This is a genomic window from Glaciibacter kafniensis, assembly GCF_039538945.1.
GTDB classification, from domain to species: Bacteria; Actinomycetota; Actinomycetes; order Actinomycetales; family Microbacteriaceae; genus Cryobacterium; species Cryobacterium kafniensis.
Genome location: NZ_BAABCN010000015.1, coordinates 36,131 through 62,089, shown reverse-complemented (window position 1 = coordinate 62,089; position 25,959 = coordinate 36,131). Strand labels below are relative to the sequence as shown.

The window sequence follows — 25,959 nt, the reverse complement described above, 5'->3', positions numbered from 1 at the left end:
TCTGAATCTGACAAAGGCACGAGAGCTCGGTGGTAGGCCGTCGTACCCAGCCGAGTTTGACTGTTTCGGTCGAGTTTGCCCGGCAGAACGGGGAAACTCGACCGCAGGTGTCAAACCCGGCGCGCGGGTCGGGCGCCGACGCGCGCGCTGGGGCCGACCAGCGCAGCGGCACCCGACCCGCGCAACGCCAGAAACGGCGCGGCGGGAGCGGGAGCCGCGGGGAGCGGAAGGGACCGGAGGGCGTTAGCTCGCGACCGGCACCGCAGCCGGATCCACCGCGGCCGCGGCGGCCCGCGCCGCAGCGGGAAGGGCATCGAAGATGCGGCTGATCGCCGTATCGTCGTGGGCGGCCGAGACGAACCATGACTCGAATACCGACGGCGGCAGCGAGACTCCCCCTTCTTGCATCGCGTGAAAGAACGGCGCGTAGCGGAACGCCTCTTGGCGCTTGACCGCCTCGTAGTTCTGCGGGGCGTTGGCGGCTGCATCCGGTCCGAAGACGAAGCTGAACAGGTTGCCGGCACGCTGCACACGGTGGTCGACACCCTCGGCATCGAGTGCAGCCGAGACGGCCTCCGAGATGATCACACTTGTCGCATCGAGGCGCTGGTAGACGCTCTCGTCGGCGGCACGCAGCGTGGCGATGCCGGCCGCGACGGCAACGGGGTTTCCGGAGAGCGTTCCGGCCTGGTAGACCGGTCCGGACGGGGCGAGGTAATCCATCACGTCGGCTCGCCCACCGAGTGCCGCGACGGGCAGCCCTCCGCCGATGACCTTGCCGAAGGTAAGCAGATCGGGCGTGTAACGCACCTCGCCGAGGTTCTCGAGACCCCAGTAGCCGGCGGCGCCGACGCGGAATCCGGTGAGCACCTCATCGAGGATGAGCAGAGCGCCCTCCGCGTGAACCAGGTCGGCTAGTGCCGCGTTGAAGCCCAGGTTCGGCGCGACGACGCCCATGTTTGCGGCGGCGGCTTCGGTGATGACAGCGGCGATCTGGCCGGGATGCGCGGCAAACGCGGCGCGCACGGCGTCGAGGTCGTTGTAGGGAAGCACAAGGGTCTGCGCTGCGGTCGCGGCGGTCACGCCGGCCGAGCCGGGCATCGCCAGCGTGGCCAGGCCGGAGCCGGCCTCGGCGAGAAGCCCGTCGGAGTGGCCGTGGTAGTGACCGGCGAACTTGACCAGCAGGTCACGGCCGGTGAATCCGCGAGCCAGCCGAATGGCCGTCATCGTCGCCTCGGTGCCGGTCGACACCAGGCGCAGCTTGTCGACGGCGCCGACGCGAGCGGTGACGAGCTCAGCGAGCTCAGTCTCTGCTGGGGTCGAAGCCCCGAAAGAGAGGCCGCGCGCTGCGGCGTCCTGCACGGCTTTCACAACATCCGGATGCGCATGGCCGAGAATCGCCGGACCCCACGAGCAGACGAGGTCCACATACTCACGACCGTCAGCGTCGGTGACGTAGGGGCCTTGCGCCGATACGAGAAACAAGGGGGTGCCACCGACCGAGCGGAATGCCCGCACCGGCGAGTTCACTCCGCCGGGGATCGACCGCTGTGCGCGCTCAAACAGCTCGTCGTTGTGTGTCACGGAGTGGGAGGTCATCGGGCATCCTTTTCGTTGAGCCAGGTGGCAAGTTCGACAGCCCAGTAGCTGAGCACTGCGTCGGCGCCGGCGCGACGGATCGACAGCACCGATTCTTCAACAGCGCGGCGGCGGTCAATCCAGCCGTGCGCCGCAGCCGCTTCGATCATGGCGTACTCGCCGGAAACTTGATATGCCCAGACTGGAATCTCACTCATCGCCGCGACATCGGCGAGCACGTCGAGATAGCCGCCGGCCGGCTTGACCATCACGACGTCAGCGCCTTCTGCAATGTCGAGCTGCGCTTCGCGCACACCCTCACGGCGGTTGGCCGGGTCGAGCTGGTAGCTGCGGCGGTCGCCGTCGAGAGTCGACTCGACGGCGTCGCGGAAGGGGCCGTAGAACGCCGAGGCGTATTTGGCCGAGTAGGCGAGCACCGCGGTGTCGGCGAATCCGTTGGAATCGAGCGTTTCGCGCACGGCGGCAACCTGGCCGTCCATCATGCCGCTCAGCCCGAGCAGTGCCGAGCCGGCCGAGGCCTGTGCCAGCGCCATCTCGCGGTAGCGCACCAGGGTTGCATCGTTGTCGACGCGGCCGTGGGAGTCGAGAACGCCGCAGTGGCCGTGGTCGGTGAACTCGTCGAGGCAGAGGTCGGTCTGCACGACGAGAGCGTCGCCGATCTCGGCGACGAGGGCCCTGGTCGCCACATTGAGGATGCCGTCTGGATCTGTTGCGCCGGTGCCCGTCGCATCGCGGTGCGACGGAACGCCGAACAGCATCACTCCGCCGATGCCCGCTGCTGCGGCCTCAGTGACGGCTCGGCGGGCGCTGTCGAGGCTGTGCTGCACGACGCCAGGCATCGACTGGATCGGCAGTGGATGCTCGGTGCCTTCACGCACAAACAGCGGAAGAACGAGGTCGGCGGGGTGGAGGCGGGTTTCGCTAGCCAGGCGGCGGAGCGCGGGGGTGGCACGCAGTCGTCGCGGGCGGATGACGGGGCTATTCACCCTTCAAGCCTATGCGGCCTCTCTGAGTGTCGCCGCCGCATCCGCCGTTCAGGTGGGCGTTCGGCACGCTCAGGATGCGCGCGCCGCCCGCACCAAGGCGTCGATCAAGCTTTCGGCACTGCGCTCGTCGGCGATGACATCGACACGCAGGCCGACGGCCGCCGCGTCCTTCGCCGTGCGCGGACCGATGCAGGCGACCAGAGTGGTCTCAGGGATCGGGCCGAGCTGCTCCTGCACCTGCTGGGCCACGCTGCCGGAGGTGACGAGCACGGCGTGCAGGCGCCCGGCAGCGACATCGGCGACAACCTGCTCGCTGACCGGCACCCCGATGGTGCGGTAGGCGACGACCGATTGCACATCGTGACCGATGCGGCGAAGGCCCTCAGTCAACAGCGGCTTGGCGATTTCAGACCGCAGAGTCAGGATGCGCAGCGGGATCACGCCGTCGGTCGCCGCTTCCCATTCAGCAAGCAGGCCCCGCGCTGAGTTGTCTTCGGAGGGAACGATGTCGACCTGGTAGCCGGCTGCGATGAGCGCTGCAGCGGTGGTCTCCCCCACCGCGGCGACGCGGGTGGTGGGTGGAACCACAACCCGGTGCGACGACAACACGTCGACGGTCGTCGCACTCGTCACGGTCATCCAGTCGAACTCTCCGGCGGCGAGGCGCTCCAGCGCGGCCTCGAGTGTCGGGGCGTCGTCGGTCGGAGCGAAGTTGATCATCGGGGCGACAACCGGTTGGGCGCCCTGAGCGCGCAGCTTGGCCGACACCTGATCGCCCCAGGGGCCGCCTCTGGGCACGAGCACGCGCCAGCCGGCGAGCGGCTTGACCTCGACCGACTTCGTCATGAGGTGCCGCCCGGAGAGATGTTGTCCGGCAACGATTCGCCGACCGCTCCGTCACCAAGAGGCTCGGCTCCACCACCAGATGCGGCTCGAAGCGGCGCAAGTTCGGCCGCCCCCTTCGCGAGCAGCTCCGCGACGACGCGCTCGGCGACATCGTGCGCGGCGTCGAGAAGATCGACCAGCGCGTGAGATTCCGGGGTGGCCGCGTGCGAAGCGGTGAGCTGCTCCGTGCCATCGGGTCGGTAGACCGTTGCCGTGAGAAACAGCAGCCCATCGTCGATCTCGGCCGAAGCCCCGATCGGAGCGGCGCAGCCGGCCTCCAGGCCGGCCAGAACGAGCCGCTCGGCGGTGGTCACGGTCTGAGTAGTCGAATGGTTGACTGCCGCCAACGCCGCAGTGAGAGCACGGTCGAGCTTGCCCTCACGCACCTCGATCGCAAGCGCACCCTGGCCGGGAGCGGTCGGCCAGGCCGACAGGTCGAGAAAGTCGGTGGCCACCGCGTCGAGGCGGCCCAGCCGCCCGAGGCCGGCGGCGGCGAGCACCACGGCATCGAGTTCACCGTCGGAGACGAAGGCCAGGCGGGTATCGACGTTGCCGCGGATGTCCACCACGGTCAGGTCGGGTCGCAGCCGGCGCAGCTGGGCCACACGACGCGGCGAACCGGTGCCGACCTTGGCGCCTTCCGGCAGCGTGGCCAAAGTCAGGCCGTCGCGCGCGCAGAGCACATCGCGCGGGTCGGCCCGCTTGGGCGTTGCGCCGATGACCAGGCCGGGGTGAGCTCCGGTCGGCAGGTCTTTCAAAGAGTGGACGATGACATCGCAGTCACCGGCGAGCAATGACTCGCGCAGCGCGCTGGCGAACACCCCAGTACCCCCGAGGGTCGACAGCGACTCGCGCGAGGTGTCGCCGTGGGTCGTGATCGGGATGATCTCCACCGGCACGCCGGCCGCCGCACCGAGGCGATTGGCGATGGCAGTGGTCTGCGCCATCGCCAGGGCGCTGCCCCGGGTACCGACGCGAATCGGGGTCTGGGTGATCGGTGCGTTCATGGTGTCATTCCTGCCAGCGCCGGCTTGAAGCCGAGGCGCACATTTTCACAGCATCCGGGGCGACAGACGTCGTACCAGGGTCCGAGCTCGGTCAGCGCGGGGCGCTCGTCGACCGGTACGTCGTTGACGCGTTCCATCACCAGGTCGACCAGGCCGCTGACGTAGGCCGGGTTGGTGCCAGGCGTCGGCACGCGTACGGCGTGCAGGCCGTTTTCAGCGGCGGTCTCGATGGCCTCAGTGTCGAGGTCCCAGAGCACCTCCATATGGTCGCTGACGAAACCGAGCGGCACGATCACGACGGCACGGATGCCCCGCTCAGGCAGCGTCGCGATGACGTCGTTGATGTCGGGCTCGAGCCAGGGCATGCTCGGCGGGCCGGAGCGAGACTGGTAGACCAGCTGCCAGGCGGGCTGCTGCTCGGCGGACGGCGTGGCCGCGGCCATGACGACCTCGGCGACGGCCCGGTGCTGCGCGGCGTAGGCGCCGTCGTCGCCGTAGCGACGCACCGGCTGCCCGTCGGCATCCAGGTCCCTGAGGTCTTGACCGCTCTTGGCGGCATCCGTCGACGGAATCGAATGGGTCGCGAACAGAACCTCGACCTCGGTCTGCAGGTTGATGCCCGGAATTGCGGCCTGCACCTCGGCGAGGCCCTCTTTCACACCCTCGATGAACGGAAGCACGAAGCCGGGGTGGTCGAAGAACTGGCGCACCTTGTCGATCTGCACAGTGCCGTCGAGGCCGGTGTCGGCGAGGGCAGCAGCGAAGTCTTCGCGGTACTGGCGGCAGCTCGAGTAGGAGCTATAGGCGCTGGTGGCGATGGCGATGAGGCGGTTGTGACCGGCTTCATGTGCTTCGGTGATGACGTCGGCGAGGTACGGCGTCCAGTTGCGGTTACCCCAGATCACCGGCAGGTCGATGCCGCGAAAGGCGAGTTCGGTCTCCAGAGCCGCCTTGAGCGCACGGTTCTGGTTGTTGATCGGGCTCACGCCACCGAAGTGACGGTAGTGGTGAGCCACCTCTTCGAGGCGTTCCTCAGGGATGCCGCGCCCACGCGTGACGTTGCGCAGGAACGGGATCACGTCGTCCTGGCCCTCTGGACCACCAAAGCCGGCAAGCAGAATGGCGTCGTACTCGGTCACTACTGCAGCACCTCCACCAGTTCGGCCAGGGTGACGCGGCGTCCCGTGTAGAACGGGACCTCCTCGCGCACGTGACGGCGGGCTTCCGTCGCGCGCAGTTCACGCATCAGGTCGACGAGCTCGGTGAGGTCGTCGCTCTCGATCGGCAGCAGCCACTCGTAGTCTCCGAGTGCGAAGGCCGAAACCGTGTTGGCGATGGCGCCACGGAAGGAGGCGCCCTTGCGGCCGTGGTCGGCCAGCATCTTGCTGCGCTCGGCCTCCGGAAGCAGGTACCACTCGTAGCTCCGCACGAACGGGTAGACCGTCATCCAGTTCTTGGGCTCGATTCCGCGCAGGAATCCGGGCACGTGGCTCTTGTTGAACTCGGCGTCGCGGTGCACGCCCATCGCGTTCCAGGTGGGCAGCAGGCTCTTGAGCAGGCGCGTGCGTCGCAGCTCGCGGTGGGCCCACTGCAGGGTTTCGGCCTCGTCGGCGTGGGTCCAGATCATGACGTCGGCGTCGGCACGCAGGCCGGAGACGTCGTAGAAGCCGCGCACGGTGACGCCCTCGGCTTCGACGAGTGCGATCACGTCGTCGAGCTCGTTGACCGCGTGCGGAACATCGCGGCCGTCAAGGTCATCGGGATTCGCCGGGTCTTTGCGCAGAACGGCGAACAGGGTGAACCCCTGCGGCGACGCTTCTGGCGCATCGATCGATGCATCGGTGGAGGTGTTGGCCTGAGTGGTGTTTACTGCCTCTCCGGCAGCCGGGTGAGTCATGCTCCTAGTCTCTCCCGCTTTCGGGCTAGCACCAAAAACAGCTCTGTCGGCGAGTGGGAGAACTGCTGCTCAGCGGCGCTGAATCGCCCGCACGCCGAGCCAGACGGTTCCGCTGACGACGGCGACGGCTCCGGCCAGAAGACCCACGACAGCGAGCGGGTTGTCGTCTTGGAGCTTGCGCGCGCCCATCCGAAATCGACGCCCCCGCAGCCGTGCCTGATACGGAAGGTTGAGTTTCAGCTCGATGGCGTCGAGGGTGCCGGCGAGCTCGGCCCTGGCACGCGTGGCATCGGCGCGCAGTTCGGCCTTGCTCTTCGGCTTCTCAGGGGTGGGATGCGCGGCGGCGAGGTCGGTGCCGGCGGTAGCAGGTGCGCCAGTGACGAACGGGTCGGTGCCCGGTCGCGTCGTGCTCAGTCGAGCCTGGTCGGGTCGTTCAGTGGCCATAGTCGCCAACCCCCTTCAAAGCCTCGACATCGTGATGGATGCTTGCGGCGATCCCGTCTGGATCTTGCTTCGTTGCGACCTTGACCCGATTGATTCCGATCAGAACCAGAATCACGGCAATCAGAAGCAGCACGACGGCGACGATCAATGTTGCCAGCCAGAGCGGCAGCACCAGCGCCAGGGCGATCACGGCCAGCGCCACGAAAACGCCCAGTGCGAAGAACGCGAAGGCGCCCGCCACGACGAAGAGTCCGATGCCGAGTCCGAGAACCTTCGCCTTGTCTTTGATCTCGGCCATGAAGGCTGCGATCTCGGCCTTCACGAGAGTCGAGATCTGGCCGGGAACGTCGCTGATCAGCCCGAACAGACCCCGCTTGCGTTTCGGGTTGAACCCGCCGTACGGCACGCTGTAGCTCGGTCCGCTGGAATTCGGTGCGCTGTTTCTCGGTGCACTGGAACTCGGTGCACTGGAACTCGGTGCGCCGGAATTCGGTGCGCTGTTGCCTGGTTCACTGGTACTCACAAGCGTGCCTTCCCGGTGCGATGCAACGACTAGAACGAAGAGTTTTCGGATGCCGGGTCAGCGGCTGACTTCGGTGCGGTCTGGGAGGCCGGCTTCGCTGCAGGCTTCGACGCAGACGTCGAGGCCGGCTTCGCGGCAGGCTTCGACGCGGTCTTCGAGGCCGGGCCGGCGGCATCCGTTGCCGACTTCTTGCCTTGCACGTTCTCGACTACCTTTTTTCCGGCGTTGAAAAGCACGACGGGCAGGTCGCCGACGGCGTCGAGCGTGAAATCGCGCGCTATCGTCACCCGACGCTGCACCGGCTCCGCATTCCACAGGTCACTCGCCGCAGCGGCAATCTGGTCGTAGCGTTTGCGCCCGGCGCGTGCTCCCAGCACATAACCGACCAGTCCACCCGTGATGAACAGAAGCTTTCCCCGCATTGTGACTCCATTCCGTCAGGTTCGGTGAACCCAGCGTATCCCCCTTGCCGTCGCAGGAACATGACGGGTGTCTTCGAATGACGTCTCGCCGCGTGCAATTCGCCGTTCGCGCACCACGGCGAGGCCCGGCCTAGGCCTGTCGCGGCACGGGCCTGACGCACTTCGCTGACACGGCCCAGAGGGCGAGTGCCGTCGCGACGACGCCGACCGAATCGACACTGAAGTCTCCCGTCGGAAGAATCGCGACGAGCAGCGCGAAGACCGCGATCAGGGCGAGCTGCACCCAATGCAGAAACAAGAACAGGTGCCAGGCGAAGAGCACGCCGCGACGGATCGGCCAGAGCAGCACGATCGAGAGCAGGGCTGCGCCGATCGCACCGCCCGCGCTGAACTGCGCCGCACCCGAGACAATCCCCAGGATTTCAGCGGCGAGCGCGAGCGTCAGCCAGAATTCCGGGCGGGATGCGCGGAGCGCGAGATAGGCGTTCAGCCAGCGCGGCCCGGTTGAAATGCCTGAAGTGTCCATGATCGATTGTCCCGTCGAATGCCGTCACAAGCCGAGCGCGGCGTGACGGGTGCGAGCCGCCGCAGTGAGCGCATCCGGTATCACCGACGCCAATCCCGTGCCGGCCAACCAGGCTCCGGTCACTTCCAGTCCTGGCACAGCCTCGACCACCTCGCGCACCTGCCGGTTTCTGTCGCGCGCGCCGAGCGTCGCCGGAGAAAGTGCGTTGCGCCACGGCGTGCGGGCGAAACCGCGCACGGCGGCCGGATCGAGATCGACGCCCAGGATGATCGACGCATCGCGCACCGCCAACGCCTGAAACTCGGCGTCGCTGAGTGCGTCGGCCGGGTTCGCTTCGTTGAACCGGCCGTAGGAGAGCCTGACCACATGGCGACCGGGGCCGGCGGCCTCGGCCACCCAGTCCCACTTGGCGCTCACGTGGGTGAGGGCTTTCGCGCTCACGCCCGGAGTGCCGGCGGCCACGAGCACGCCGGTGCCGCGCGGCTGCGCGTCGAGGGCGGGCGCATCGATGACGAGGGTGGCGAGTTCGACGGCGGCGGGATGCGGCCAGTCGAGCTCAGTGAGCGCAGCGAAGTCCTCGCCGAGGGGCGCCAGCAGCTCGAGAGCGGATGCCCCCGGCGTTGCGACGATGACGAAGCGGGAGTAGAGCGTCGTGGCGGTGGTCGGGGCAGTGGCCGCGTCGGCTACCGCGTCGGCCCCCGTTCCAGGCACCGCACCAGGCACCGGCGCCTCGTCGGAGTGCGCCTTCTCGGGCGGCGCCGAGGCGCCGGTGGTGACGGTCCAGCTTGGTTTCTCGTCGGTTCCCGCCCGTGCGAGCTGCGTCACCGTCTGGTTCGTGACGATCTCGGCGCCGAAATGCTGCAGGTCGGCGACGAGCGCGGTGACCAGACTCGACATCCCGCCGCGGAGTCCGCCGACGGCGGAACCGGCCGGGGCCGCCGAGCGGAGGGCGAGCACGGCGCCAGAGAGGGATCCGGTGGTCGTCAACGCCGCATTGAGCCCCGGCGCGACGACGTCAACCTCGAGATCGGCGGCGGCAGCGGAGTAGACCCCAGACGCGACCGGTTCGACGAGGCGTTCCAGCACCCGTCGTCCCATGCGCTTCTCGACCAGGTCGCCGAGACTCTCTTCCCGACCGATCTTCAACACGGGCATGACTCGGTCGAGGTAGGCGCGCCAGGCGCCGCCCCAGCCGATCACCCGTCGCACATCGTCGGCGAGCGGCGAGGCGGGAATGCCGAGCACCCCGGTCTTCGGTAACGGGACGCAGAGCACACCGCTGCCGGCCGGCGCAGTCGCCGACGCGTGGCCGTCTGCCTGTCCTGACCGAGCGGCCGATTTCTTGGTCCGGCGGTCGGCGGGCAAGCAGAGCCAGGCGCCAGCCGAATTCGGGGCAACGATCTGTTCGGTCAGGCCGAGGCCGGCAACAAAATCGGCCACGCTACCCCGGCGTACGGCGAAACTCTCAGCCCCGCTATCGAGGGTCAGCCCGGCAACCTCGTGGGAGGCGACGGCGCCGCCGACGGCATCCGTCGCCTCGATGATGGTGACCGTCAAGCCGATGTGCGCGCACTCCCGCGCGGCGACCAGGCCGGCGACGCCGCCGCCGATCACCACGACGTCGATCATGCGAATCGCGTTCATTCTGCGGATGCGGCGGAGGCTGCAGCAGAGTCGGCAGCGCTCGCCTCGTGCACGAGTTCGACGACCCGGCTGAGCACGGCCGGATCGGTGTCCGGCGGAACCCCGTGGCCGAGGTTCAACACGTGCGAAGGGGCGGTGCGACCACGCTCGAGCACGTCGAGAACGTGGGCCTCGAGCACCGGCCAGGGAGCGGCGAGGAGCGCGGGGTCGACGTTGCCCTGCAGTGGAACCCCGCCGCCGAGTCGCCGGTTGGCCTCATCGAGCGGCACCCGGTAATCGACTCCGACCACATCGGCGCCGATATCGTGCATGGCAGCGAGCAGTTCACCGGTACCGACGCCGAAGTGCACGATCGGCACGCTGCGGTGCACCTCGACCGGGTCGGCTGCGGCATCGGCGGAACGCTCGACGTAGCCGAGATCCTTGACGTGGCCGATCGCGGCAACGGATGCCGGGGCCACGTGGGTCGTGTAGTCGGCAAGCGGCAACGCCCCGGCCCACGAATCGAACAGCTGCGCCGCGCTGGCACCGGCCAGCACCTGGGCGCGCAGGAAGCGGCCGGTGACCTCGGCGGTCCACGCCATCAGGGCAGCCCAGGCTTCGGGGTCGGAGTGCATGAGGGTGCGCGCGTGGATGTGGTCTTTCGACGGCCCTCCCTCGACGAGGTAGGCGGCCAGGGTGAACGGTGCTCCGGCGAACCCGATCAGCGGCGTCGCGCCCATCTCGGCGACCGTGCGGGCGACGCCCTCTTGGATGGGAGCGAGTGCCGAGTCGAGCACGGCCGGGTCGAGCGTGGTGAGGGTGGCGACATCCGCTCCGGTGCGTACCGCGGTGCCGAGCACCGGGCCCTTGCCGGCGACGATCTCGACGTCGACACCGACGAGTTTGAGCGGAACGACGATGTCGCTGAAGAAGATTCCGGCGTCGACACCGTGGCGGCGCACCGGCTGCAGGGTGATTTCGCTGGCCATGGCCGGGTCGAGGCAGGCGTCGAGCATGCGGGTTCCGACGCGCAGCTCGCGGTATTCCGGCAGCGATCGGCCGGCCTGACGCATGAACCAGACCGGAGTCACGTCAGGCCTGGTGCCCTGGTAGGCCCGCACCAGGCGGGAGTCGGCGGTGAGACCGCTGGAGAGAGGATGCTGCGCGTCAAGGTTCACGCTCTTGATTCTGTCAAACATCGCTGAGCGTCTGGCTCAGCGACGAATATTTCGACGTCCCCGCCCCGGCACTCGGCGGAGGCTGCACCCCGATTCGGCTGTTGATACTACAAGACGTAGAATCTGATGGTGCTGATCTGTCTGTCCGCGAGTCACAAGAACTCCTCCTTCGATGTGTTGGAGAAGTTGTCTGTCGGTGCCGGGGCATCGGCCGAGAGCATGCTCGAGCGTCACGGCCCGCTGAACGGCGCGATCATCGTCGCCACCTGCAACCGCTTCGAGGCCTACCTCGATCTCGACGAACCCTTCGGCGTCTCGCCGATTCCGGCCATCCATGCGGCCATCGACGCCGTCAGCGAGAGCACCGGCGTTCTGGCGTCGACGCTGCGCGAAACCCTCCACCTCGTGCACGGCAACGGCGTCGCAGAGCACCTCTTCGCGGTGACGAGCGGACTCGAATCGGTCGTCGTCGGTGAGGGTGAAATCGCCGGCCAGGTGCGCCGCTCCCTCGAACAGGCTCGCGTCAATGGCACGACCAGTCCCGAGCTCGAGCGCCTGTTTCAGCGCGCCTCCCAGACTTCCCGCGGCGTCAAGAACCGCACCGGCATCGGTGCGGCCGGTCGTTCGCTCGTGCGTCTCTCCCTGGAACTCGCGTCAAGCCGAGTCACCGATTGGGCAAGCGCCCGGGTGCTGCTCGTCGGCACCGGCCGCTATGCCGGGGCTTCCCTGGCCGCCCTGCGTGACCGCGGCTCCGAGAACGTGCGCGTCTACTCGCCGTCCGGCCGCGCTGAAAAGTTCGCCACCTCCCACAACATCGAGGCCGTCGCCGACGCCGACTTCGCCCGTGAAGCCGCACAGGCCGACCTCATCGTCACGTGCACAACGGCTGACCACCACGTCGTCGACGCGGCGCTGCTCGGAACCGGTCGCCACCAGCTCGGTCAGGCTGCGGCCTCCGCCGACGACCAGCCGCTCCGGCTCTGCCCGATCGCACCGTCTCCCGCCCCGGCCAACACCGTGTTCCACCAGCTGATCATCGACCTCGGCCTCCCCCGCAACGTCGACCCGAACGTGACCGAACTCGCCGGAGTCGCCCTGCTCGATCTCGAGACGATCCGCATCCACGCGCCGCTCGAGGAGCTCAACGCCACGAGCGAAGCCCGCGCCCTGGTCACGCAGGCCGCCCGCACCTTTACCGCCGTCACGAGCGAGCAGAGTCTCGCACCGGCCGTCGTGGCCCTGCGCAGCCACGTCTTCGAGATTCTCGAAACCGAGATCGAACGGGCGCGGGGGCGCGACGAGAACAGCACACAGACCGAGGCCGCCCTGCGACACCTGGTCGGCGTGCTGCTTCACACTCCGATGGTGCGCTCGCGCGAACTCGCCCGCGAGGGTGAGCACGATGCGTTCCTCGATGGCCTCGACGCCGTTTTCGGACTCAAGGTGGAGCGAACGGATGCCGCACCCCCTGGGTCAGAGTCTGCGCCATCCGTCGCGGTCAATTCCGGCTTTGCCGGTGACTCGAGCTAGGACGACGTCGGCTTCTTTCGAGAGCTCGGCTTCTCTCGAGAGCTAGTTGTTCGCGCCCCGGGCCGCGACCACCCAGCTGTCGATCACCGTCTCGTTTCGCACGACGAAGAGCTCGTCGGCGAGGTTCACTGCACTGCAGACATGGTTCGGGACGACCCTGACCACGGTTCCGCGCGGCGGCGGGGGTGTGTTGTCTAGGAACCTGACCGTCGCGTGGTGCTCAGACATGGCGACGATCCGGGCATCCGGGTAGTCGGGCAGGCGACCCCCTCCGGTCACCCAGCGGGGTTGATCGGCGCCGAGAACCTTGCTGCCGGCATCGACGATGGCGTTCTGTCCCGACCGGCTCACGACGGTTGCCCGCGCGCTGAGCGCGACATCAGCCCACGTGCAGCTGCCCAGCTCGACCTGTTGAGCGTCGTTGAAGACGTAGACCCCCGGACGCAGTTCTGTGAGCACGCTCGAATCGGCATCCGCCATGGTCGGGGTCGAACCGCCGCTGCGCACTGCAACATCGATGCCGAGGTGCTCGATTGACGCGGTGGCGCGCGTGATCGCGTCGGCTTCCTCTCCGGCCACCTGCGCCCTCCCGCCCAGCGCGTAGCCATGCCCGGGAAAGGTGAAGACGCCGGCCACCTGCAGTCCGGATCGAACTGCCGCAGCTGCAAGGGCACCGGCTTCAGTCGGCTGCGCGCCGCTGCGATGATGACCGCTGTCGACCTCGATCATGACCCGCACGCCGCTGCCCGCGAGCCCCGCCGCACACTCAGCGATGCCTTCGACCGAATCGACCCCGAGTGTGACCGTCGCGCGCTCTGCCACCGCGCGCAGCCGCGCCGCTCGCGACGGGGTGGCCCAGACCGGGTAGGCGATGAACAGATTGTCGAACCCCGCCGCCGCGAACACCTCGGCCTCTGCCACCGTGGCCACCGTCAGTCCCACGGCCCCCAGTTCGAGTTGACGACGACCGATTTCGAGCACTTTGTGGGTCTTCGCGTGCGGCCGGAGAGCGAGGCCGCGCTCGATTGCGCTCGTCGCCGTGCGCTCCAGATTGCGGTTCATCACCTCAAGGTCGACTGCGAGAAAAGGGGTGTCTGGTGCGTTCGCCACAAGTCCGCTCATGTCTCCCATCTTTCAGCGCCGGCGGTGGTCGGGCAAGGATGCGAGTCGACCGGGTCGTCTCGTAGGCTGGCCATGACCGACCGAATGAGCGGGGGCTCACGCATGACGACACCCACTGGCCTGACCACGCTGCCGTTCAGCGCGCACCCGATCCGCACCGATCGCCTGCTTCTGCGCCCGCTGACCGAGAATGATATCGACGACGTGTTCGCCTATCAGTCGATTCCCGAGGTCGTGGAATTTCTGCCGTGGCCACTGCGCAATCACGAGGAATCCCGGGAGCACACACTCGAACGCGCGGGCTTCACCCAGATCGAGAACGACAACGACCGGCTGGTCTTGGGCGTGGAACTCGTGGGGGCCGACGGTCAGTCCGGCCCAGTGATCGGCGACCTCAGCGTGTTTCTGGCCAGCGGCCCGAACGCCCAGATCGAGATCGGTTGGGTCTTTCACCCCGACCACCAACGCAAGGGCTACGCCACAGAGGCGGCCAGGGCACTGCTCGAACTCGCCTTCGGCGAGATCGGTGCGCACCGGGTGTTCGCCCGCCTCGATCCGCACAACACGGCATCCGTCGCTCTCTGCCAACGACTCGGCATGCGCCAAGAGGCCTATTTCAGAGAGAGCGAGATCTTCAAGGGCGCCTGGAGCGATCTGGCGATTTACGCGATCTTGCGGCGCGAGTGGGAAGACGAGATCTAGGAGCCGGTCGCGATCTGCACGAGCGGCAGGGTGCGGTTCTGAAAATGCGTGGTCAGCACCACCGAACTGCGCGTGCGTTAGACCTCGCGAGCCGATGTTCGAATTCAACCCGAGTTCAAGGATTGGCTCGCGAGATCTCGAGACGCGTGCTCGCAAGCTCGCGCGCTCCTCGATCAACGAAGTGGTCATTTGCCTCATAGACGCGGCCTCCTTCGTCGGCTGCTCCTCGATCAACGAAGTGAGTGACGCAAAAACGGATGTCGACCTGCGAGCTGCAGGTCGGCATCCGTTTTTCGGTACTGCTTCAGTACAGGGGCGAGTTACGCGCCCCGCAGCCGTTCGGCCAGGTAGACGTAGAGGTCGGCGAGCGGCACGCGCTCCTGCTTCATGCTGTCGCGATCACGCACGGTGACGGCCTGGTCGTCGAGCGAGTCGAAGTCGACGGTGACACAGAACGGGGTGCCGATCTCGTCTTGACGGCGGTAGCGGCGGCCGATCGCGCCGGCGTCGTCGAAGTCCACGTTCCACGATTCACGCAGGCTCGCGGCGAGCTCGCGCGCCATCGGCGACAGGGCTTCGTTGCGTGACAGCGGCAAGATCGCAACCTTGACCGGGGCCAGGCGCGGGTCGAGGCGCAGCACGGTGCGCTTGTCGACGCCGCCCTTTGCGTTGGGCACTTCTTCTTCGTCGTACGCGTCGACGAGGAACGCCATCAGCGAGCGGGTGAGGCCGGCTGCGGGCTCGATCACGTAGGGGAACCAACGCTCGTTCTTCGTCTGATCGAAGTAGGAGAGGTCCTTGCCGGATGCCTCCGAGTGCGTCTTGAGGTCGAAGTCGGTGCGGTTCGCCACGCCCTCAAGCTCGCCGAATTCGCTGCCAGAGAAGCCGAAACGGTACTCAATGTCGACGGTGCGCTTGGAGTAGTGCGAGAGCTTCTCGGCCGGGTGCTCGAAGAAGCGCAGGTTCTCTGGATTGATGCCGAGGCCGGTGTACCAGCCCATGCGCTGCTCAAGCCAGTACTCGTGCCAGGTCTCGTCAGTGCCGGGCTCGACGAAGAATTCCATCTCCATCTGCTCGAACTCGCGCGTGCGGAAAATGAAGTTTCCTGGAGTGATCTCGTTGCGAAAGCTCTTGCCGATCTGGCCGATACCGAACGGCGGCTTCTGACGCGACGCCTGCAGAACGTTGGCGAAGTTCACGAAGATGCCCTGTGCGGTCTCGGGGCGCAGGTAGTGCATGCCGGCTTCGTCGTCGACCGGGCCGAGGTAGGTCTTCAGCAGGCCGGAGAAGGCGCGCGGCTCGGTCCAGATGTGGCGGTTTCCGCAGTTCGGGCAGGGCAGGTCGTCGAGTCCGTTCTCGGGCGTGCGACCCTTCTTCTCTTCGAACTCTTCGATCAGGTGGTCGGCGCGAAAACGCTTGTGGCAGCTGGTGCACTCGACCAGCGGGTCGCTGAAGACCTCGACGTGGCCCGATGCCTCCCAGACCTTGCGCGGCAGAATCACCGCGGAGTCCAGGCCGACGACATCATCGCGCGAGGTGACCATGAAACGCCACCACTGCTTCTTGATGTTCTCTTTGAGCTCGACGCCGAGGGGTCCGTAGTCCCACGCTGAACGCGAGCCCCCGTAGATTTCACCAGCCTGAAAGACGAACCCGCGGTGGCGGGCGAGGGCAATGACGGAATCGAGGCGGGAGGGTGCGGCCACGGTGGCTCCAATGGTCGAGAGGTGGCTAAAGCCAGAAACAGGGATCAGGCCAGTTTAGCGATCCACCTGGGTGCGTGCTGATCAGCGTTTGCTGATCGAGTTGAATGGAGAGATGACCTCGACGACCGTTCCCGACTCCGCACAGCCCAGCAGCTCGCTTCCCGACATCCTGGTGGCGGCGATCGCCCTCATCCGTGACCGGCGAGTGCTGATGGTCACCGCCCGCGGCCGCGACGTGATTTTCATGCCGGGCGGCAAGATCGATGCCGGTGAGACGGCCGCGGAAGGTGCCGCGCGTGAGGCGTGGGAGGAAGTCGGGCTGCGGCTCGACCCCGCCGCTCTGACCGAGATGTTCACCGTGGCGATTCAGGCTCACGGTGAACCCGACGGGCGCCTGGTGCGCATGCGCGTGTTTGCTGCAGAGACGGATGCCGACCCTCAGCCGTCGGCGGAGGTCAGCGCCCTGCACTGGGCGACCACGGCCGACCTGTTCCGCTGCCCGCCGGCCGGTGCCGAGGTGCTGAGGTTGCTCGCCGAGCGTGGGTTGATCGACTAGGTCGCCGGAACCAGCACCCAGATGACTTCACAGTCTTCGACCAGGGAGGAATTGCGCCACGTATGCGGGTCGCGACCACGGAAGGTCATGGCGTCGCCGGGGCCAAGCTCGTGCTCATCGTCGGCGAGCACGACGGTCAAGGTTCCACGGATGACGAACACGAACTCGATGTCGCAGTCGAGCGAGTAGAGGTCGGCGCCGCCCGAACCGCCCGGGGAGATCAGAGATTGAATGACCTCGAGGTCGGTCTGGTTGCCGGGGGTAACGAGAAACTCGGCGGCACCCTGGCCGCCGAAGTTGATCGGAGACCCCGCTCCGGCCCGCACGATCTGTGACGGCGGAGGCTCGAAGAGTGATCCGACCTTGATTCCCACCGCGTCGCAGATCGCCACAAGCGTGGCGACCGAGGGCGAAACCTGGTCGCGTTCGAGCTTGCTCACGAATCCTTGACTGATGCCCGCTGCTGTTCCGACCGCGTCGAGGGTGAGACCGCGTGCGAGTCTGGCCGCGCGAAGTCGCGCCCCGATCTGAACCTGGTTGGTCACTGCATCCGTCCGTCCGTTTACGGATTGAGTTTAATGGCAACCGCCCGCACGGGCGCGCCATCCGCTCCTTCGAACGCCAGTGGAAGCAGCGAGATCAGCGGGTCGGCGAAGTCGACCGAATCGAGGTTTGTCAGATTCTCGGCAATGACGCCGGCCGCCTCCGCGATGAGATGGTGGACAGGGTAGCCGACACCGGGATGCGTGGCATCGGGCGTTTCGTCGATGTTGAGGGCGTCGATACCGAAGGTGAGAACTCCCCGCTCGATCAGTCGACGGCAGGCATCCGCGTCGAGATACGGGTTGTCGTAGTAAGCAGCCGACCCGAAGTACTGGCTCCATCCGGTGTGCAGGAGGACGATGCTTCCCGGTACGAGAAGGTCTGCCACCGGCGCGATGCGATCCCAGGTGATCGCGGTGCGTGGCGCAATGCCACGCACGTCAACGATCACACCGGGGCCGAGAAATCGATCGAGCGGGAGCTCATCGAGCTTGGGTGCCGTCTCATCGAAATGGTAGGGAGCATCGACATGCGTTCCCGATTGCGATCCCATCTGCACGCTCAGCAGGTTGAAGCCATCCGTCTTGATCGTGCTGTGCACGGTGAAGTGCGGTTCCGGGTCGCCGGGATACACGGGCGTTCCCTCTCTCAGCACGACCGAGAGATCCACGATGCGTTCTATCCTCATGGGCAATAACTATTGCATCTCAGTCATATTCCCGTCTAGAGTCGGGCCATACCATCCGGCCACCCAAAGGACTCTGATGAACGCCAACAATGATGTTGACAGCGCCGAACCGAGCATTGTCCTCAACGCTCGCCCCAAGATGACCGAGATCGAGGGGTATGGGATCGACACCATTCCCGATGCCGATCGCACCTCAACCTGGGTCGACCTGCTTCGTATTCAGTTCGGCGGCGCGAACACGTTCGCTACCGTGCTGCTCGGAACCTTTCCCATCCTTCTCGGGCTCTCCTTCTGGCAGGCCGTACTGGCCACGATCTGCGGAGTGCTCGTCGGCACCCTCTTCCTGATGCCGATGGGACTGTTCGGACCACGCACCGGCACCAACAACGCAGTCTCATCCGGAGCGTTCTTCGGAGTTCGTGGACGCGTGCTCGGTTCGTTCCTCTCACTGCTCACGGCAATCGCCTTCTACTCGATCTCGGTGTGGGTCAGCGGCGATGCGCTCGTCGGCGCCCTCAACCGTCTCGGCGGCGTTCCCGACTCGATTGGCCTGCGCACTGCCATCTACGCGATCATCGGCTTGATCGTGATCGTCGTTGTCGTGTTCGGCTACCAGTTCATGCTGTTCGTGAACAAAACGGCAGTCTTCGCCAACACCGCCCTCATCCTGCTGGCCGTTCTGGCGTTCTCCGGCACTTTTGACGCGGGCTACAACCCGGGTCCCAGCGCTTTCGCCCTGGGTGAGTTCTGGCCCACGTTCGTTCTGGCCGCGCTCATCGTGATGGGCAACCCCATCTCCTTTGGCGCGTTCCTCGGTGACTGGGCTCGCTACATTCCGGCGAGCACTCCGCCGCGCAAGCTTTTCCTTGCCACGTTCCTCGGGCAGTCACTCACGCTCATCCCCTTCCTCTTCGGAGTCGCCACGGCAACGCTCGTGGCCGGCGAGGCCGACTACGTCTTCGCCCTCATCCAAATCTCGCCGGCGTGGTACGCGATCCTGCTCATGCTCGTCGCCTTCATCGGCGGCTTGTCGACCGGAACCACCTCGCTGTATGGCACCGGTCTCGACTTCTCCTCCGTCTTTCCACGATTCAGCCGCGTGCAAGCAACCATCGCCATTGGCGTCGTGGCATTCATCTTTATCCTCACCGGTCGCATCTTCTTCGATCTGCTCGGCGCAGTGAACGCCTTCATCGGTGCCATCGTCGTGACCACGACTCCGTGGATGGTGATCATGGCGATCGGATATTTCGTGCGTCGCGGATCTTTCGACCCGCGCAGCCTGCAGGTCTTCAATCAGGGCAAGACCGGCGGCAAGTACTGGTTCAACAGCGGTGTCAACTGGCGCGGCATGGTCGCCTGGATCGGGGCGGCCGCACTCGGACTGCTCTTCGCCAACTACCCGCCGGTGATCATCGGCCCCTTCATCAATGCCGCCGGCGGGATCGACCTCAGCCTGATCGTCGCCATTGTCTCGGCCGCCGTGCTCTACCTCGGGGCGCTCTGGCTCTTTCCCGAACCGCGCTACGTGTTCGGCGAGGAGGGCCCCCGCGTCATTCCGTCCCGGCCAGGCGAAGTGCAAGATGTCGTACTCGATCACTCGTCGACCGCGGCCAAGATGGCGGCCAAGCGAAAGGCAACGACCAATGCGTGACACCACCCCCCGCCTCAACTCCGGCGGAAAAATCGGCCAGGTCGACGCGACGCGTGTGCCTCGGTACGCCGGCGCATCCACTTTTGCCCGGCTGCCCCGCTGGGACGAGGTCGATGCCGCCGACGTCGTCATCCTGGGTGTTCCGTTCGACACCGGGGTGAGCTACCGCCCGGGTGCACGATTCGGACCGGGCCACATTCGGGAGTCCTCGCGCCTGCTGCGGGGCTACAACCCCGCGCAGAATGTGCAGCCGTTCGCCGTTTTGCAGGTCGTTGACGGCGGCGACCTCGCCGTCAACCCGTTCTCGATCGAGGAAGCCCTCGCCGAGATCGAGGCCGGGGCGAGCGCCGTTCTCGAAACCGGCGCCAAGCTCCTCACTCTCGGCGGCGATCACACCATTGCCCTCCCCTTGCTCAGAGCGATGGCCGCGAAACACGGCCCGCTCGCCGTGGTGCATTTCGACGCACACCTCGACACCTGGGACAGCTATTTCGGCGCCGACTACACGCACGGCACACCGTTTCGTCGCGCGTCGGAGGAGGGGCTGCTCGACAAGAACGCGTGCCTGCACGTGGGAATCCGGGGTCCGCTGTACACCGCGGACGACCTCGACCAAGACGGCGACCTGGGCTTCGAGATTGTGCATGCCACCGAGATGGATTCACTCGGCGTCAGCGGAGTGATCGAGCGGATGCTGCGTCGCCTCGGTGACCGCCCCGTCTATGTCTCCATCGACATCGATGTGCTCGACCCCGCGTTCGCCCCTGGAACCGGAACTCCGGAGGCCGGAGGCTTCACCAGCCGCGAGTTGCTCGCCATTCTCCGTGCGCTCTCTTCGGTCAATCTCGTCGGCGCAGACATCGTCGAAGTCGCACCCGCCTACGACCACGCCCAGATCACCGGTGTTGCCGCCGCCCACGTTGCCTACGAGCTCATCTCCGCCATGGCGATTGCGCAGGCAGCGTCGTGAGCGGCGTCGGGAGGGGCGGCTCCGTCGCTGCGTCGACGAGCGACGCGGTGTTGGCCGACGCGGTGCTGGCCGCCGCGGATGCGATCATCGCGGACTTCGGACATCACCGCCGAGACGCCTACTTCTCGGGTTTCGCCAACGACGCGACATTCGTCTTTCACACTGCTCCCGACCGGCTCGAATCGCGAGCCGCCTATGAGGAGCTCTGGGACGAATGGGAACGCTCCGCAGGCTTCCGGGTGCACAGCTGCGTCTCAACCAACCGTCGGGTGCAGGTTCTCGGCACGGCCGCGGTGTTCAGCCACAACGTCGAAACGACCCTCGAGATGGACGGGGCAGTCGAGACCGTTCACGAACGGGAGACGATCGTGTTCGAACTCCGAGACGGCCAGTGGCTGGCGGTGCACGAGCATCTCTCAGCACGCTCGGAGTGACGAGCGTCAGCGTCGTGGACGGCCGCCGGACCCAGGCGTATCGTGGGCGGGAGCAGCCCTCGGGAGGCAGCCATGTCGACATCCGAATCAGGAGAAGCCCGCCGAAAGAATCGCCGGGCACTCACTAGACACGACATCACGGTCGTTGACAGGGCCGTGCTCCGGCGGGCTGTGGGTGCGGCAGCCCTTGGCAACGCCATGGAATGGTACGACTTCGGCGTCTATGCCTACCTGGCCACGACTCTCGCCCGCGTCTTTTTTCCCCCGGGAGACATCGGGCTGGCAACCCTCGCCTCACTGGGCGCGTTCACCGCCGCTTTTCTCGTGCGACCCATCGGCGGCGCGATCCTCGGCCCGCTCGGTGACAAGATCGGCCGGAGAAGCATCCTCGCCCTCACCATGATCGTGATGGCGATCGGCACCCTGGCGATCGGGCTCATCCCCGACTACGCGACGATCGGAATCTGGGCGCCGATCCTGCTCCTCATTTGCCGGCTGGTGCAGGGATTCTCTGCCGGGGGCGAGTACGGCGGCGCGGCGACCTTCATCGCGGAGTACTCGACAGACCGCCGTCGCGGCTACGCCGGATCCTGGCTCGAATTCGGCACATTGAGTGGCTACGTGTTGGGTGCGGTCATCGTCACGGTCATTCAGTTTGTGTTTCCGGAGGATGTGCTGCTGTCCTGGGCCTGGCGCATCCCGTTTCTCCTGGCCGGTCCGCTCGGCCTGATCGGCCTCTATCTGCGGCTCAGGCTCGAGGAGACTCCCGCCTTCAAGAAGCAGCAGCAGGCGTCGACGGAACGCGAGCAGGAGAAGACGCCGTTTGCGCGCTTGTTCGCCCAGAGCTGGCGCCCCCTGCTCGTCTGTGTCGGGCTCGTACTGGTCTTCAACGTCTCCGACTACATGCTCTTGACCTACATGCCGACCTACCTGACGGGCTCACTCGGTCGTGACGCGATCAGCGGCCTATTGATCATCATCGTGGTGATGGTGATGCTGATGACGGTGATGGCCACCGGCGGGCGGCTCTCCGACCGGTTCGGCCGCAAACCCATGCTCTACGTCGGCTGCATCGGCTTCTTCGTGCTGTCCTGGCCGGCGCTGAAGCTCATCCAGTCCGAAAACATCGTGATCAGTTTCTCGGGACTCCTCATTCTCGGACTGATTCTGGTGACCTTCATGTCGACCATGCCCGCGACCCTGCCCGCCCTCTTTCCCACCGTCATCCGCTACGGTGCCCTCGCGATCGCCTTCAATGTGTCGGTCTCGCTGTTCGGCGGAACGACGCCGCTGGTCACCGACGCACTCGTGCAGTGGGCGACGGATGCCCACCTTCCGTTCGCACTCGATATCCCGGCGTTTTACTTGATGGCGGCGGCCCTCATCGGGGCGGTGGCCGTGTTCTTCACTCCGGAGACGGCGCAGACCCCGCTCATGGGTTCCGGCCCCGCCGTCGCCTCCATCGAAGAGGGAAAGTTCGTCATGGCCCAGTACGCCAATCCCGAATCGGACATGTCGCAGTCAGACTGGGGTCAGGATTTCGCTTCCTCGCACGATGATGACGAAATCGGGAAGGACCACGGCGACGACGGGAAGGACGGCACCTGACGCATGCCGTTGGTCGAGCCTGTCTCGAGATCGGCTCGCCGGGTCTCGAGCTGTAGGGCCGCTGCGCGGCATTGTGGTGAACGCATTTGACCATTTCGTTGGTCGAGGAGGCCGCCCGCGATCGGGTCGAGACCCCGTGGGCCAATGTTTGAACGCAACCCGAGTTCAAGGATTGGCTCGCGAGATCTCGAGACGCGTGCTTGCAAGCTCGCGCGCTCCTCGATCAACGAAAAGGCCATATACCTCATAGACGCGCACTCCTGCGTCGCGTGCTCCTCGACCAACGAAATGGCTAGTGCACGTACTCCAAGAGATCGAGCCCGACCTGACGCATCCCGTCGAGCACGGCCAGCCGTGAGGTCACGCCCGTGTCAGCGAAGGACATCGAGACCGCATAGGTCACGCCGGCCCGCGGACCGCGCACGATTCCGATCTCGCTGCGCACGCCGGCATCCGCTCCGGTTTTATTCACCAGCAGGAGCCCGTGGTCACCGGTGCGGTGGGCATGCGGATCGAGGCCGAAGGCACTCGCGACCATCGACAGGTCGGAGTTCAGAGAGAGCCAGCCGAGCACCCGCTCGCTCGCCTCGGCGTCGACGATCTCGCCACGCGCGAGGGCCGTGAGCAACCAGGTGAGCTCCTTGGCGCAACCGACCGAGAGGTGGGGGGCGTCGTCGGGGCCGCGCTTGTCGCGCACGCGATCGAGCAGAGCCGACCGGGTGAGGCCGAGTAGTTCGGCACGATCACGCACCGCATCGAGACCAACCGCGCGAATCAAAACGTTGGTCGCCAGATTGTCGTTCGATGCGCCGACGAGGGCGGCGAGATCGGCGACGGGCAGCGACGGAGCCTGCAGGTGCTGCCAGATCCCCGAGCCGCCGACGGAGTCGGCCGCCGTTCGATCGAGCAGCGTGTACATGCCGAAGTCGGCGTCGCGCAGCTTCGCGGCGACCTCGACGAGCAGAAGAATGGTGCCGATTCCGGCGCTGGGCATGACGACGTGGTCGTCGATCGAGAACAGTTCACGCCCCGAGACCAAGTCGGTCGCCCGCGCAGACACTTGCACGCCGTTCAGAGCCAGCTCACCGAGCGCCTGAAACCCGCGCGCGAAATTGTCGTGGGCATCCGCGCCCTGGTGCTTACCCCGACGCTCGTCGGCGTGCCGGGAACGGCGCACTGAGTCGGGGGCTGGCGTGGCCATGGCGGCGGTCCTTCATTCGTTGGGGCGGTGAATCGCCCGCGATCACACTAACTCACGCCCCTGACACAGGGAATGGCGGGGTGGCCGAGGCCGGCGTGCAACCGGCGCACAGCCGGCTCGCGCGACCTACCAGATGGTGACGCGCTGAGCCGGATCGAGCCAGAGCTCGTCCGTCTCGGTGACGCCGAACGCCGCGTAGTAGTCGTCGATGTTGCGCACGATCTGGTTGCAGCGAAACTCGTTCGGCGAGTGCGGGTCGATCGCGAGCAGGCGCACGGCTTCTTCGTCGCGGAGCTTCATCTGCCAGGCCTGAGCCCAGGAGAGAAAGAACCGCTCGGCTCCGGTGAAGCCGTCGATCACCGGCGGTTCTTCGCCCCCGAGCGAGAGCAGGTAGGCCTTCCAGGCGATCGAGAGACCGCCCAGGTCGCCGATGTTCTCGCCGATCGTGAGGGCACCGTTGACGTGGTTGCCCGGAATCTGCTTGGGCTCGAGCGCGTCATACTGCGCGATCAGCGACGCGGTGCGCTGCTCGAATGCGGCCCGGTCGGCTTCGGTCCACCAGTCGGTCAGGCGTCCGTCGCCGTCGTACTTCGAGCCCTGGTCGTCGAAGCCGTGTCCGATCTCGTGCCCGATCACGGCGCCGATCGCGCCGTAGTTGGCCGCGGCATCCCGGTCCTCATCGAAGAAGGGCGCCTGCAAAATGGCGGCGGGGAAGACAATTTCGTTGAAGCCGGGGTTGTAATAAGCGTTGATCGTCTGCGGGGTCATGAACCACTCGTCGCGGTCGAGCGGCTTGCCGATCTTGCCGAGTTCGCGCTGAAACTCGAACTCGCTCGTCGCGCGCACATTGGCGATCAGGTTGTCGGCGTCGATCGACAGGGTCGAGTAGTCGCGCCACTTCACCGGAAAACCGATCTTCGGGGTGAACTTGTCGAGCTTCTCGAGCGCACGCTCGCGCGTCTCGGCGGTCATCCAGTCGAGCGTCGTGATGCTCTCGCGGTACGCCTCGACGAGGTAGTCGACCAGCACATCCATGCTGGCCTTGGCGCTGGACTTGAAGTGGCGGTCGACGTAAATGCGGCCGACGGCCTCGCCGAGCGCGCCCTCGACGAGCGAGACGCCGCGCTTCCAGCGGTCGCGGATCTGCGGGGTGCCGGTCAGCGTGCGGCCGTAGAAGTCGAAGTTCGCCTCGACGAAGTCGCTCGACAGGTAGGCGGCAGACGAGCGGATGACCTGCCAACGCAGCCAGTCCTGCCAGGCTTCCAAGCGGGGCTCGGTCAACAGCTCGGCCAGTCCGGCGACGAAGCTCGGCTCGCGCACGACGACTTCGGTGAACGCCCCGGCTGGAGCGTCGATGCCGGTCAGCCAGAGGTCGAGGTCGGCACCGGCGGCGAGTGCGGAGACCTGATCCCAGTCGCGCAGGTTGTAGGTTTTTTCGCTGTCGCGGGTGGCCACGTTGTCCCAGTGGTGCCCGGCGAGCGCGGTCTCGAGATCGATAACGCGCTGGGCGCGCTCCGCGGCGTGCTCCAACCCGGCCAGCGTGAACATCCGCTCGAGGAAGGCCAGGTAGGCCGTGCGTACCTCGGCGAATTTCTCGTCGCGAAAGTAGGACTCGTCTGGCAGCCCGAGGCCGCCCTGCTCGACGAAGACGAGGTAGCGCTCAGGATTGCCCGGGTCGTTGTCGACGTAGAGCTGAAAGGCCCCGGGCACGCCGGCGCGTTCGAGCTGGCCGAGCGTGCTGATGAAAGTGGGGATCGAGGTGATCGTGTCGACGGTGGCGAGGTCGGCGGTGAGCGGTGTGGCGCCGAGGGCTTCGATGCGCGCTTCGTCGATGAAGCTCGCGTAGAGGTCGCCGAACTTGCGTTCCTCAGTGCCGGGTTCGGCGTTCTGGGCCTCGAGGATGATCTCCTGCACGGCCTTCTCTGCGCCCTCAGCCAGCAGATAGAACGACCCCCACCTCGCCTTGTCTGCGGGGATCTCGGTGCGGGCGATCCATGTGCCGTTGACGTGCCTAAACAAGTCGTCTTGCGGGCGAACCGCCGGGTCGAGTTCTGCTCTGTCGATACCGGATGCGAGGGGAGCGTCAGTCATGCCTCCACCCTATTCGGCGCGGGCGTGATTGTGCCGAGCGTCGCTGTTTCTGCCGAGAATC

The 25,959-nt window shown here is 66.4% G+C and carries 25 protein-coding genes; 7 read left to right on the top strand and 18 right to left on the bottom strand.

The genetic code is table 11. The features are described 5' to 3' along the window. Positions 1-243: 243 nt before the first annotated feature. The 12 genes from hemL to hemE all read right to left on the bottom strand — a co-directional run bounded on the left by hemL (position 244) and on the right by hemE (position 11,093). The gene (gene hemL / locus ABD791_RS18145; RefSeq protein WP_345069285.1) at positions 244-1,599 is read right to left on the bottom strand and encodes a glutamate-1-semialdehyde 2,1-aminomutase; all 1,356 of its coding nucleotides are present in this window, start codon (positions 1,597-1,599) and stop codon (positions 244-246) included. Then, a complete protein-coding gene (gene hemB / locus ABD791_RS18140; protein WP_345069284.1) occupies positions 1,596-2,585 on the bottom strand; it encodes a porphobilinogen synthase in 990 nt (329 codons plus the stop codon). The genes hemL and hemB overlap by 4 nt, the downstream gene beginning before the upstream one ends. 69 nt (positions 2,586-2,654) lie before the next feature. After that, on the bottom strand, positions 2,655-3,431 hold the full coding sequence (locus ABD791_RS18135) for a uroporphyrinogen-III synthase (RefSeq protein WP_345069283.1): 777 nt from the start codon (positions 3,429-3,431) through the stop codon (positions 2,655-2,657). Further along, positions 3,428-4,477 carry a hydroxymethylbilane synthase gene (gene hemC / locus ABD791_RS18130; RefSeq protein WP_345069282.1) on the bottom strand — a complete coding sequence of 350 codons (1,050 nt, stop codon included), beginning with the start codon at positions 4,475-4,477 and terminating at the stop codon, positions 3,428-3,430. The genes ABD791_RS18135 and hemC overlap by 4 nt, the downstream gene beginning before the upstream one ends. Further along, entirely contained in the window at positions 4,474-5,616 is a 1,143-nt protein-coding gene (locus ABD791_RS18125; RefSeq protein WP_345069281.1) for a ferrochelatase, read from the bottom strand. Before ABD791_RS18125 ends, hemC begins: the two co-directional genes overlap by 4 nt. Further along, complete coding sequence (gene hemQ / locus ABD791_RS18120; protein WP_345069280.1) at positions 5,616-6,374, bottom strand: hydrogen peroxide-dependent heme synthase; 759 nt, start codon at positions 6,372-6,374, stop codon at positions 5,616-5,618. The genes ABD791_RS18125 and hemQ overlap by 1 nt, the downstream gene beginning before the upstream one ends. 69 nt (positions 6,375-6,443) lie before the next feature. Continuing rightward, positions 6,444-6,818 carry a hypothetical protein gene (locus tag ABD791_RS18115; RefSeq protein WP_345069279.1) on the bottom strand — a complete coding sequence of 125 codons (375 nt, stop codon included), beginning with the start codon at positions 6,816-6,818 and terminating at the stop codon, positions 6,444-6,446. Continuing rightward, complete coding sequence (locus ABD791_RS18110; RefSeq protein ID WP_345069278.1) at positions 6,808-7,341, bottom strand: phage holin family protein; 534 nt, start codon at positions 7,339-7,341, stop codon at positions 6,808-6,810. The genes ABD791_RS18115 and ABD791_RS18110 overlap by 11 nt, the downstream gene beginning before the upstream one ends. Before the next feature lie 29 nt (positions 7,342-7,370). Next, a complete protein-coding gene (locus ABD791_RS18105; RefSeq protein WP_345069277.1) occupies positions 7,371-7,763 on the bottom strand; it encodes a hypothetical protein in 393 nt (130 codons plus the stop codon). 130 nt (positions 7,764-7,893) lie between these two features. Continuing rightward, a complete protein-coding gene (locus ABD791_RS18100) occupies positions 7,894-8,289 on the bottom strand; it encodes a hypothetical protein (protein ID WP_345069276.1) in 396 nt (131 codons plus the stop codon). A 24-nt stretch (positions 8,290-8,313) separates the two neighbouring features. After that, complete coding sequence (locus ABD791_RS18095) at positions 8,314-9,933, bottom strand: protoporphyrinogen/coproporphyrinogen oxidase (protein WP_345069275.1); 1,620 nt, start codon at positions 9,931-9,933, stop codon at positions 8,314-8,316. Then, on the bottom strand, positions 9,930-11,093 hold the full coding sequence (gene hemE / locus ABD791_RS18090; protein WP_425562271.1) for a uroporphyrinogen decarboxylase: 1,164 nt from the start codon (positions 11,091-11,093) through the stop codon (positions 9,930-9,932). Before hemE ends, ABD791_RS18095 begins: the two co-directional genes overlap by 4 nt. Before the next feature lie 129 nt (positions 11,094-11,222). Here hemE and ABD791_RS18085 point away from each other — a divergent pair, with 129 nt between their 5' ends. After that, the gene (locus ABD791_RS18085; RefSeq protein ID WP_345069273.1) at positions 11,223-12,623 is read left to right on the top strand and encodes a glutamyl-tRNA reductase; all 1,401 of its coding nucleotides are present in this window, start codon (positions 11,223-11,225) and stop codon (positions 12,621-12,623) included. A gap of 42 nt (positions 12,624-12,665) precedes the next feature. On the opposite strand, the gene ABD791_RS18080 is transcribed toward ABD791_RS18085, so the two are convergent. After that, positions 12,666-13,745 carry an alanine racemase gene (locus ABD791_RS18080; protein ID WP_345069272.1) on the bottom strand — a complete coding sequence of 360 codons (1,080 nt, stop codon included), beginning with the start codon at positions 13,743-13,745 and terminating at the stop codon, positions 12,666-12,668. A 102-nt stretch (positions 13,746-13,847) separates the two neighbouring features. On the opposite strand from ABD791_RS18080, the gene ABD791_RS18075 reads away from it, so the two are divergent. Beyond that, positions 13,848-14,447, top strand: a complete 600-nt coding sequence (locus ABD791_RS18075; protein ID WP_345069271.1) for a GNAT family N-acetyltransferase — start codon at positions 13,848-13,850, stop codon at positions 14,445-14,447. A gap of 320 nt (positions 14,448-14,767) precedes the next feature. Here ABD791_RS18075 and ABD791_RS18070 read toward each other — a convergent pair whose 3' ends face one another. Beyond that, positions 14,768-16,153, bottom strand: coding sequence for a glycine--tRNA ligase (locus ABD791_RS18070; protein WP_345069270.1), 1,386 nt, complete (start codon positions 16,151-16,153; stop codon positions 14,768-14,770). A gap of 112 nt (positions 16,154-16,265) precedes the next feature. Here ABD791_RS18070 and ABD791_RS18065 point away from each other — a divergent pair, with 112 nt between their 5' ends. Then, complete coding sequence (locus ABD791_RS18065) at positions 16,266-16,709, top strand: NUDIX hydrolase (RefSeq protein WP_345069269.1); 444 nt, start codon at positions 16,266-16,268, stop codon at positions 16,707-16,709. Here ABD791_RS18065 and ABD791_RS18060 read toward each other — a convergent pair. Both ABD791_RS18060 and ABD791_RS18055 read right to left on the bottom strand, forming a co-directional pair. Beyond that, a complete protein-coding gene (locus tag ABD791_RS18060) occupies positions 16,706-17,254 on the bottom strand; it encodes a helix-turn-helix domain-containing protein (protein ID WP_345069268.1) in 549 nt (182 codons plus the stop codon). The genes ABD791_RS18065 and ABD791_RS18060 overlap by 4 nt on opposite strands. Before the next feature lie 17 nt (positions 17,255-17,271). Further along, positions 17,272-17,940 carry a cyclase family protein gene (locus ABD791_RS18055; RefSeq protein ID WP_345069267.1) on the bottom strand — a complete coding sequence of 223 codons (669 nt, stop codon included), beginning with the start codon at positions 17,938-17,940 and terminating at the stop codon, positions 17,272-17,274. A 76-nt stretch (positions 17,941-18,016) separates the two neighbouring features. Here ABD791_RS18055 and ABD791_RS18050 point away from each other — a divergent pair, with 76 nt between their 5' ends. The 4 genes from ABD791_RS18050 (at position 18,017) to proP (ending at position 22,606) form a co-directional block, all read left to right on the top strand. Beyond that, entirely contained in the window at positions 18,017-19,594 is a 1,578-nt protein-coding gene (locus ABD791_RS18050; RefSeq protein ID WP_345069266.1) for a purine-cytosine permease family protein, read from the top strand. Further along, the gene (speB, locus tag ABD791_RS18045; protein ID WP_345069265.1) at positions 19,587-20,564 is read left to right on the top strand and encodes an agmatinase; all 978 of its coding nucleotides are present in this window, start codon (positions 19,587-19,589) and stop codon (positions 20,562-20,564) included. Before ABD791_RS18050 ends, speB begins: the two co-directional genes overlap by 8 nt. Further along, complete coding sequence (locus ABD791_RS18040) at positions 20,561-20,998, top strand: nuclear transport factor 2 family protein (RefSeq protein WP_345069264.1); 438 nt, start codon at positions 20,561-20,563, stop codon at positions 20,996-20,998. The genes speB and ABD791_RS18040 overlap by 4 nt, the downstream gene beginning before the upstream one ends. Positions 20,999-21,070: 72 nt before the next feature. After that, positions 21,071-22,606, top strand: a complete 1,536-nt coding sequence (proP, locus tag ABD791_RS18035) for a glycine betaine/L-proline transporter ProP (protein WP_345069263.1) — start codon at positions 21,071-21,073, stop codon at positions 22,604-22,606. Between the two features lie 292 nt (positions 22,607-22,898). Here the strand turns inward: proP and ABD791_RS18030 are convergent, their stop codons facing one another. Both ABD791_RS18030 and ABD791_RS18025 read right to left on the bottom strand, forming a co-directional pair. Then, a complete protein-coding gene (locus ABD791_RS18030; protein WP_345069262.1) occupies positions 22,899-23,807 on the bottom strand; it encodes a serine hydrolase in 909 nt (302 codons plus the stop codon). A 126-nt stretch (positions 23,808-23,933) separates the two neighbouring features. Beyond that, positions 23,934-25,898 (bottom strand): M13 family metallopeptidase, encoded by a 1,965-nt coding sequence (locus ABD791_RS18025; protein ID WP_345069261.1) that lies wholly within the window; start codon positions 25,896-25,898, stop codon positions 23,934-23,936. Positions 25,899-25,959 lie beyond the last annotated feature (61 nt).

Bases quoted from the DNA above. Each gene is read 5' to 3' on its own strand.
- hemL (WP_345069285.1), bottom strand. From the start codon at position 1,599: ATGACCTCCCACTCCGTGACACACAACGACGAGCTGTTTGAGCGCGCA.
- ABD791_RS18135 (WP_345069283.1), bottom strand. From the start codon at position 3,431: ATGACGAAGTCGGTCGAGGTCAAGCCGCTCGCCGGCTGGCGCGTGCTC.
- hemC (WP_345069282.1), bottom strand. From the start codon at position 4,477: ATGAACGCACCGATCACCCAGACCCCGATTCGCGTCGGTACCCGGGGC.
- hemQ (WP_345069280.1), bottom strand. From the start codon at position 6,374: ATGACTCACCCGGCTGCCGGAGAGGCAGTAAACACCACTCAGGCCAAC.
- ABD791_RS18115 (WP_345069279.1), bottom strand. From the start codon at position 6,818: ATGGCCACTGAACGACCCGACCAGGCTCGACTGAGCACGACGCGACCG.
- ABD791_RS18105 (WP_345069277.1), bottom strand. From the start codon at position 7,763: ATGCGGGGAAAGCTTCTGTTCATCACGGGTGGACTGGTCGGTTATGTG.
- ABD791_RS18100 (WP_345069276.1), bottom strand. From the start codon at position 8,289: ATGGACACTTCAGGCATTTCAACCGGGCCGCGCTGGCTGAACGCCTAT.
- ABD791_RS18095 (WP_345069275.1), bottom strand. From the start codon at position 9,933: ATGAACGCGATTCGCATGATCGACGTCGTGGTGATCGGCGGCGGCGTC.
- ABD791_RS18080 (WP_345069272.1), bottom strand. From the start codon at position 13,745: ATGAGCGGACTTGTGGCGAACGCACCAGACACCCCTTTTCTCGCAGTC.
- ABD791_RS18075 (WP_345069271.1), top strand. From the start codon at position 13,848: ATGACGACACCCACTGGCCTGACCACGCTGCCGTTCAGCGCGCACCCG.
- ABD791_RS18065 (WP_345069269.1), top strand. From the start codon at position 16,266: ATGACCTCGACGACCGTTCCCGACTCCGCACAGCCCAGCAGCTCGCTT.
- ABD791_RS18055 (WP_345069267.1), bottom strand. From the start codon at position 17,940: ATGAGGATAGAACGCATCGTGGATCTCTCGGTCGTGCTGAGAGAGGGA.
- ABD791_RS18050 (WP_345069266.1), top strand. From the start codon at position 18,017: ATGAACGCCAACAATGATGTTGACAGCGCCGAACCGAGCATTGTCCTC.
- speB (WP_345069265.1), top strand. From the start codon at position 19,587: ATGCGTGACACCACCCCCCGCCTCAACTCCGGCGGAAAAATCGGCCAG.
- proP (WP_345069263.1), top strand. From the start codon at position 21,071: ATGTCGACATCCGAATCAGGAGAAGCCCGCCGAAAGAATCGCCGGGCA.
- ABD791_RS18030 (WP_345069262.1), bottom strand. From the start codon at position 23,807: ATGGCCACGCCAGCCCCCGACTCAGTGCGCCGTTCCCGGCACGCCGAC.
- ABD791_RS18025 (WP_345069261.1), bottom strand. From the start codon at position 25,898: ATGACTGACGCTCCCCTCGCATCCGGTATCGACAGAGCAGAACTCGAC.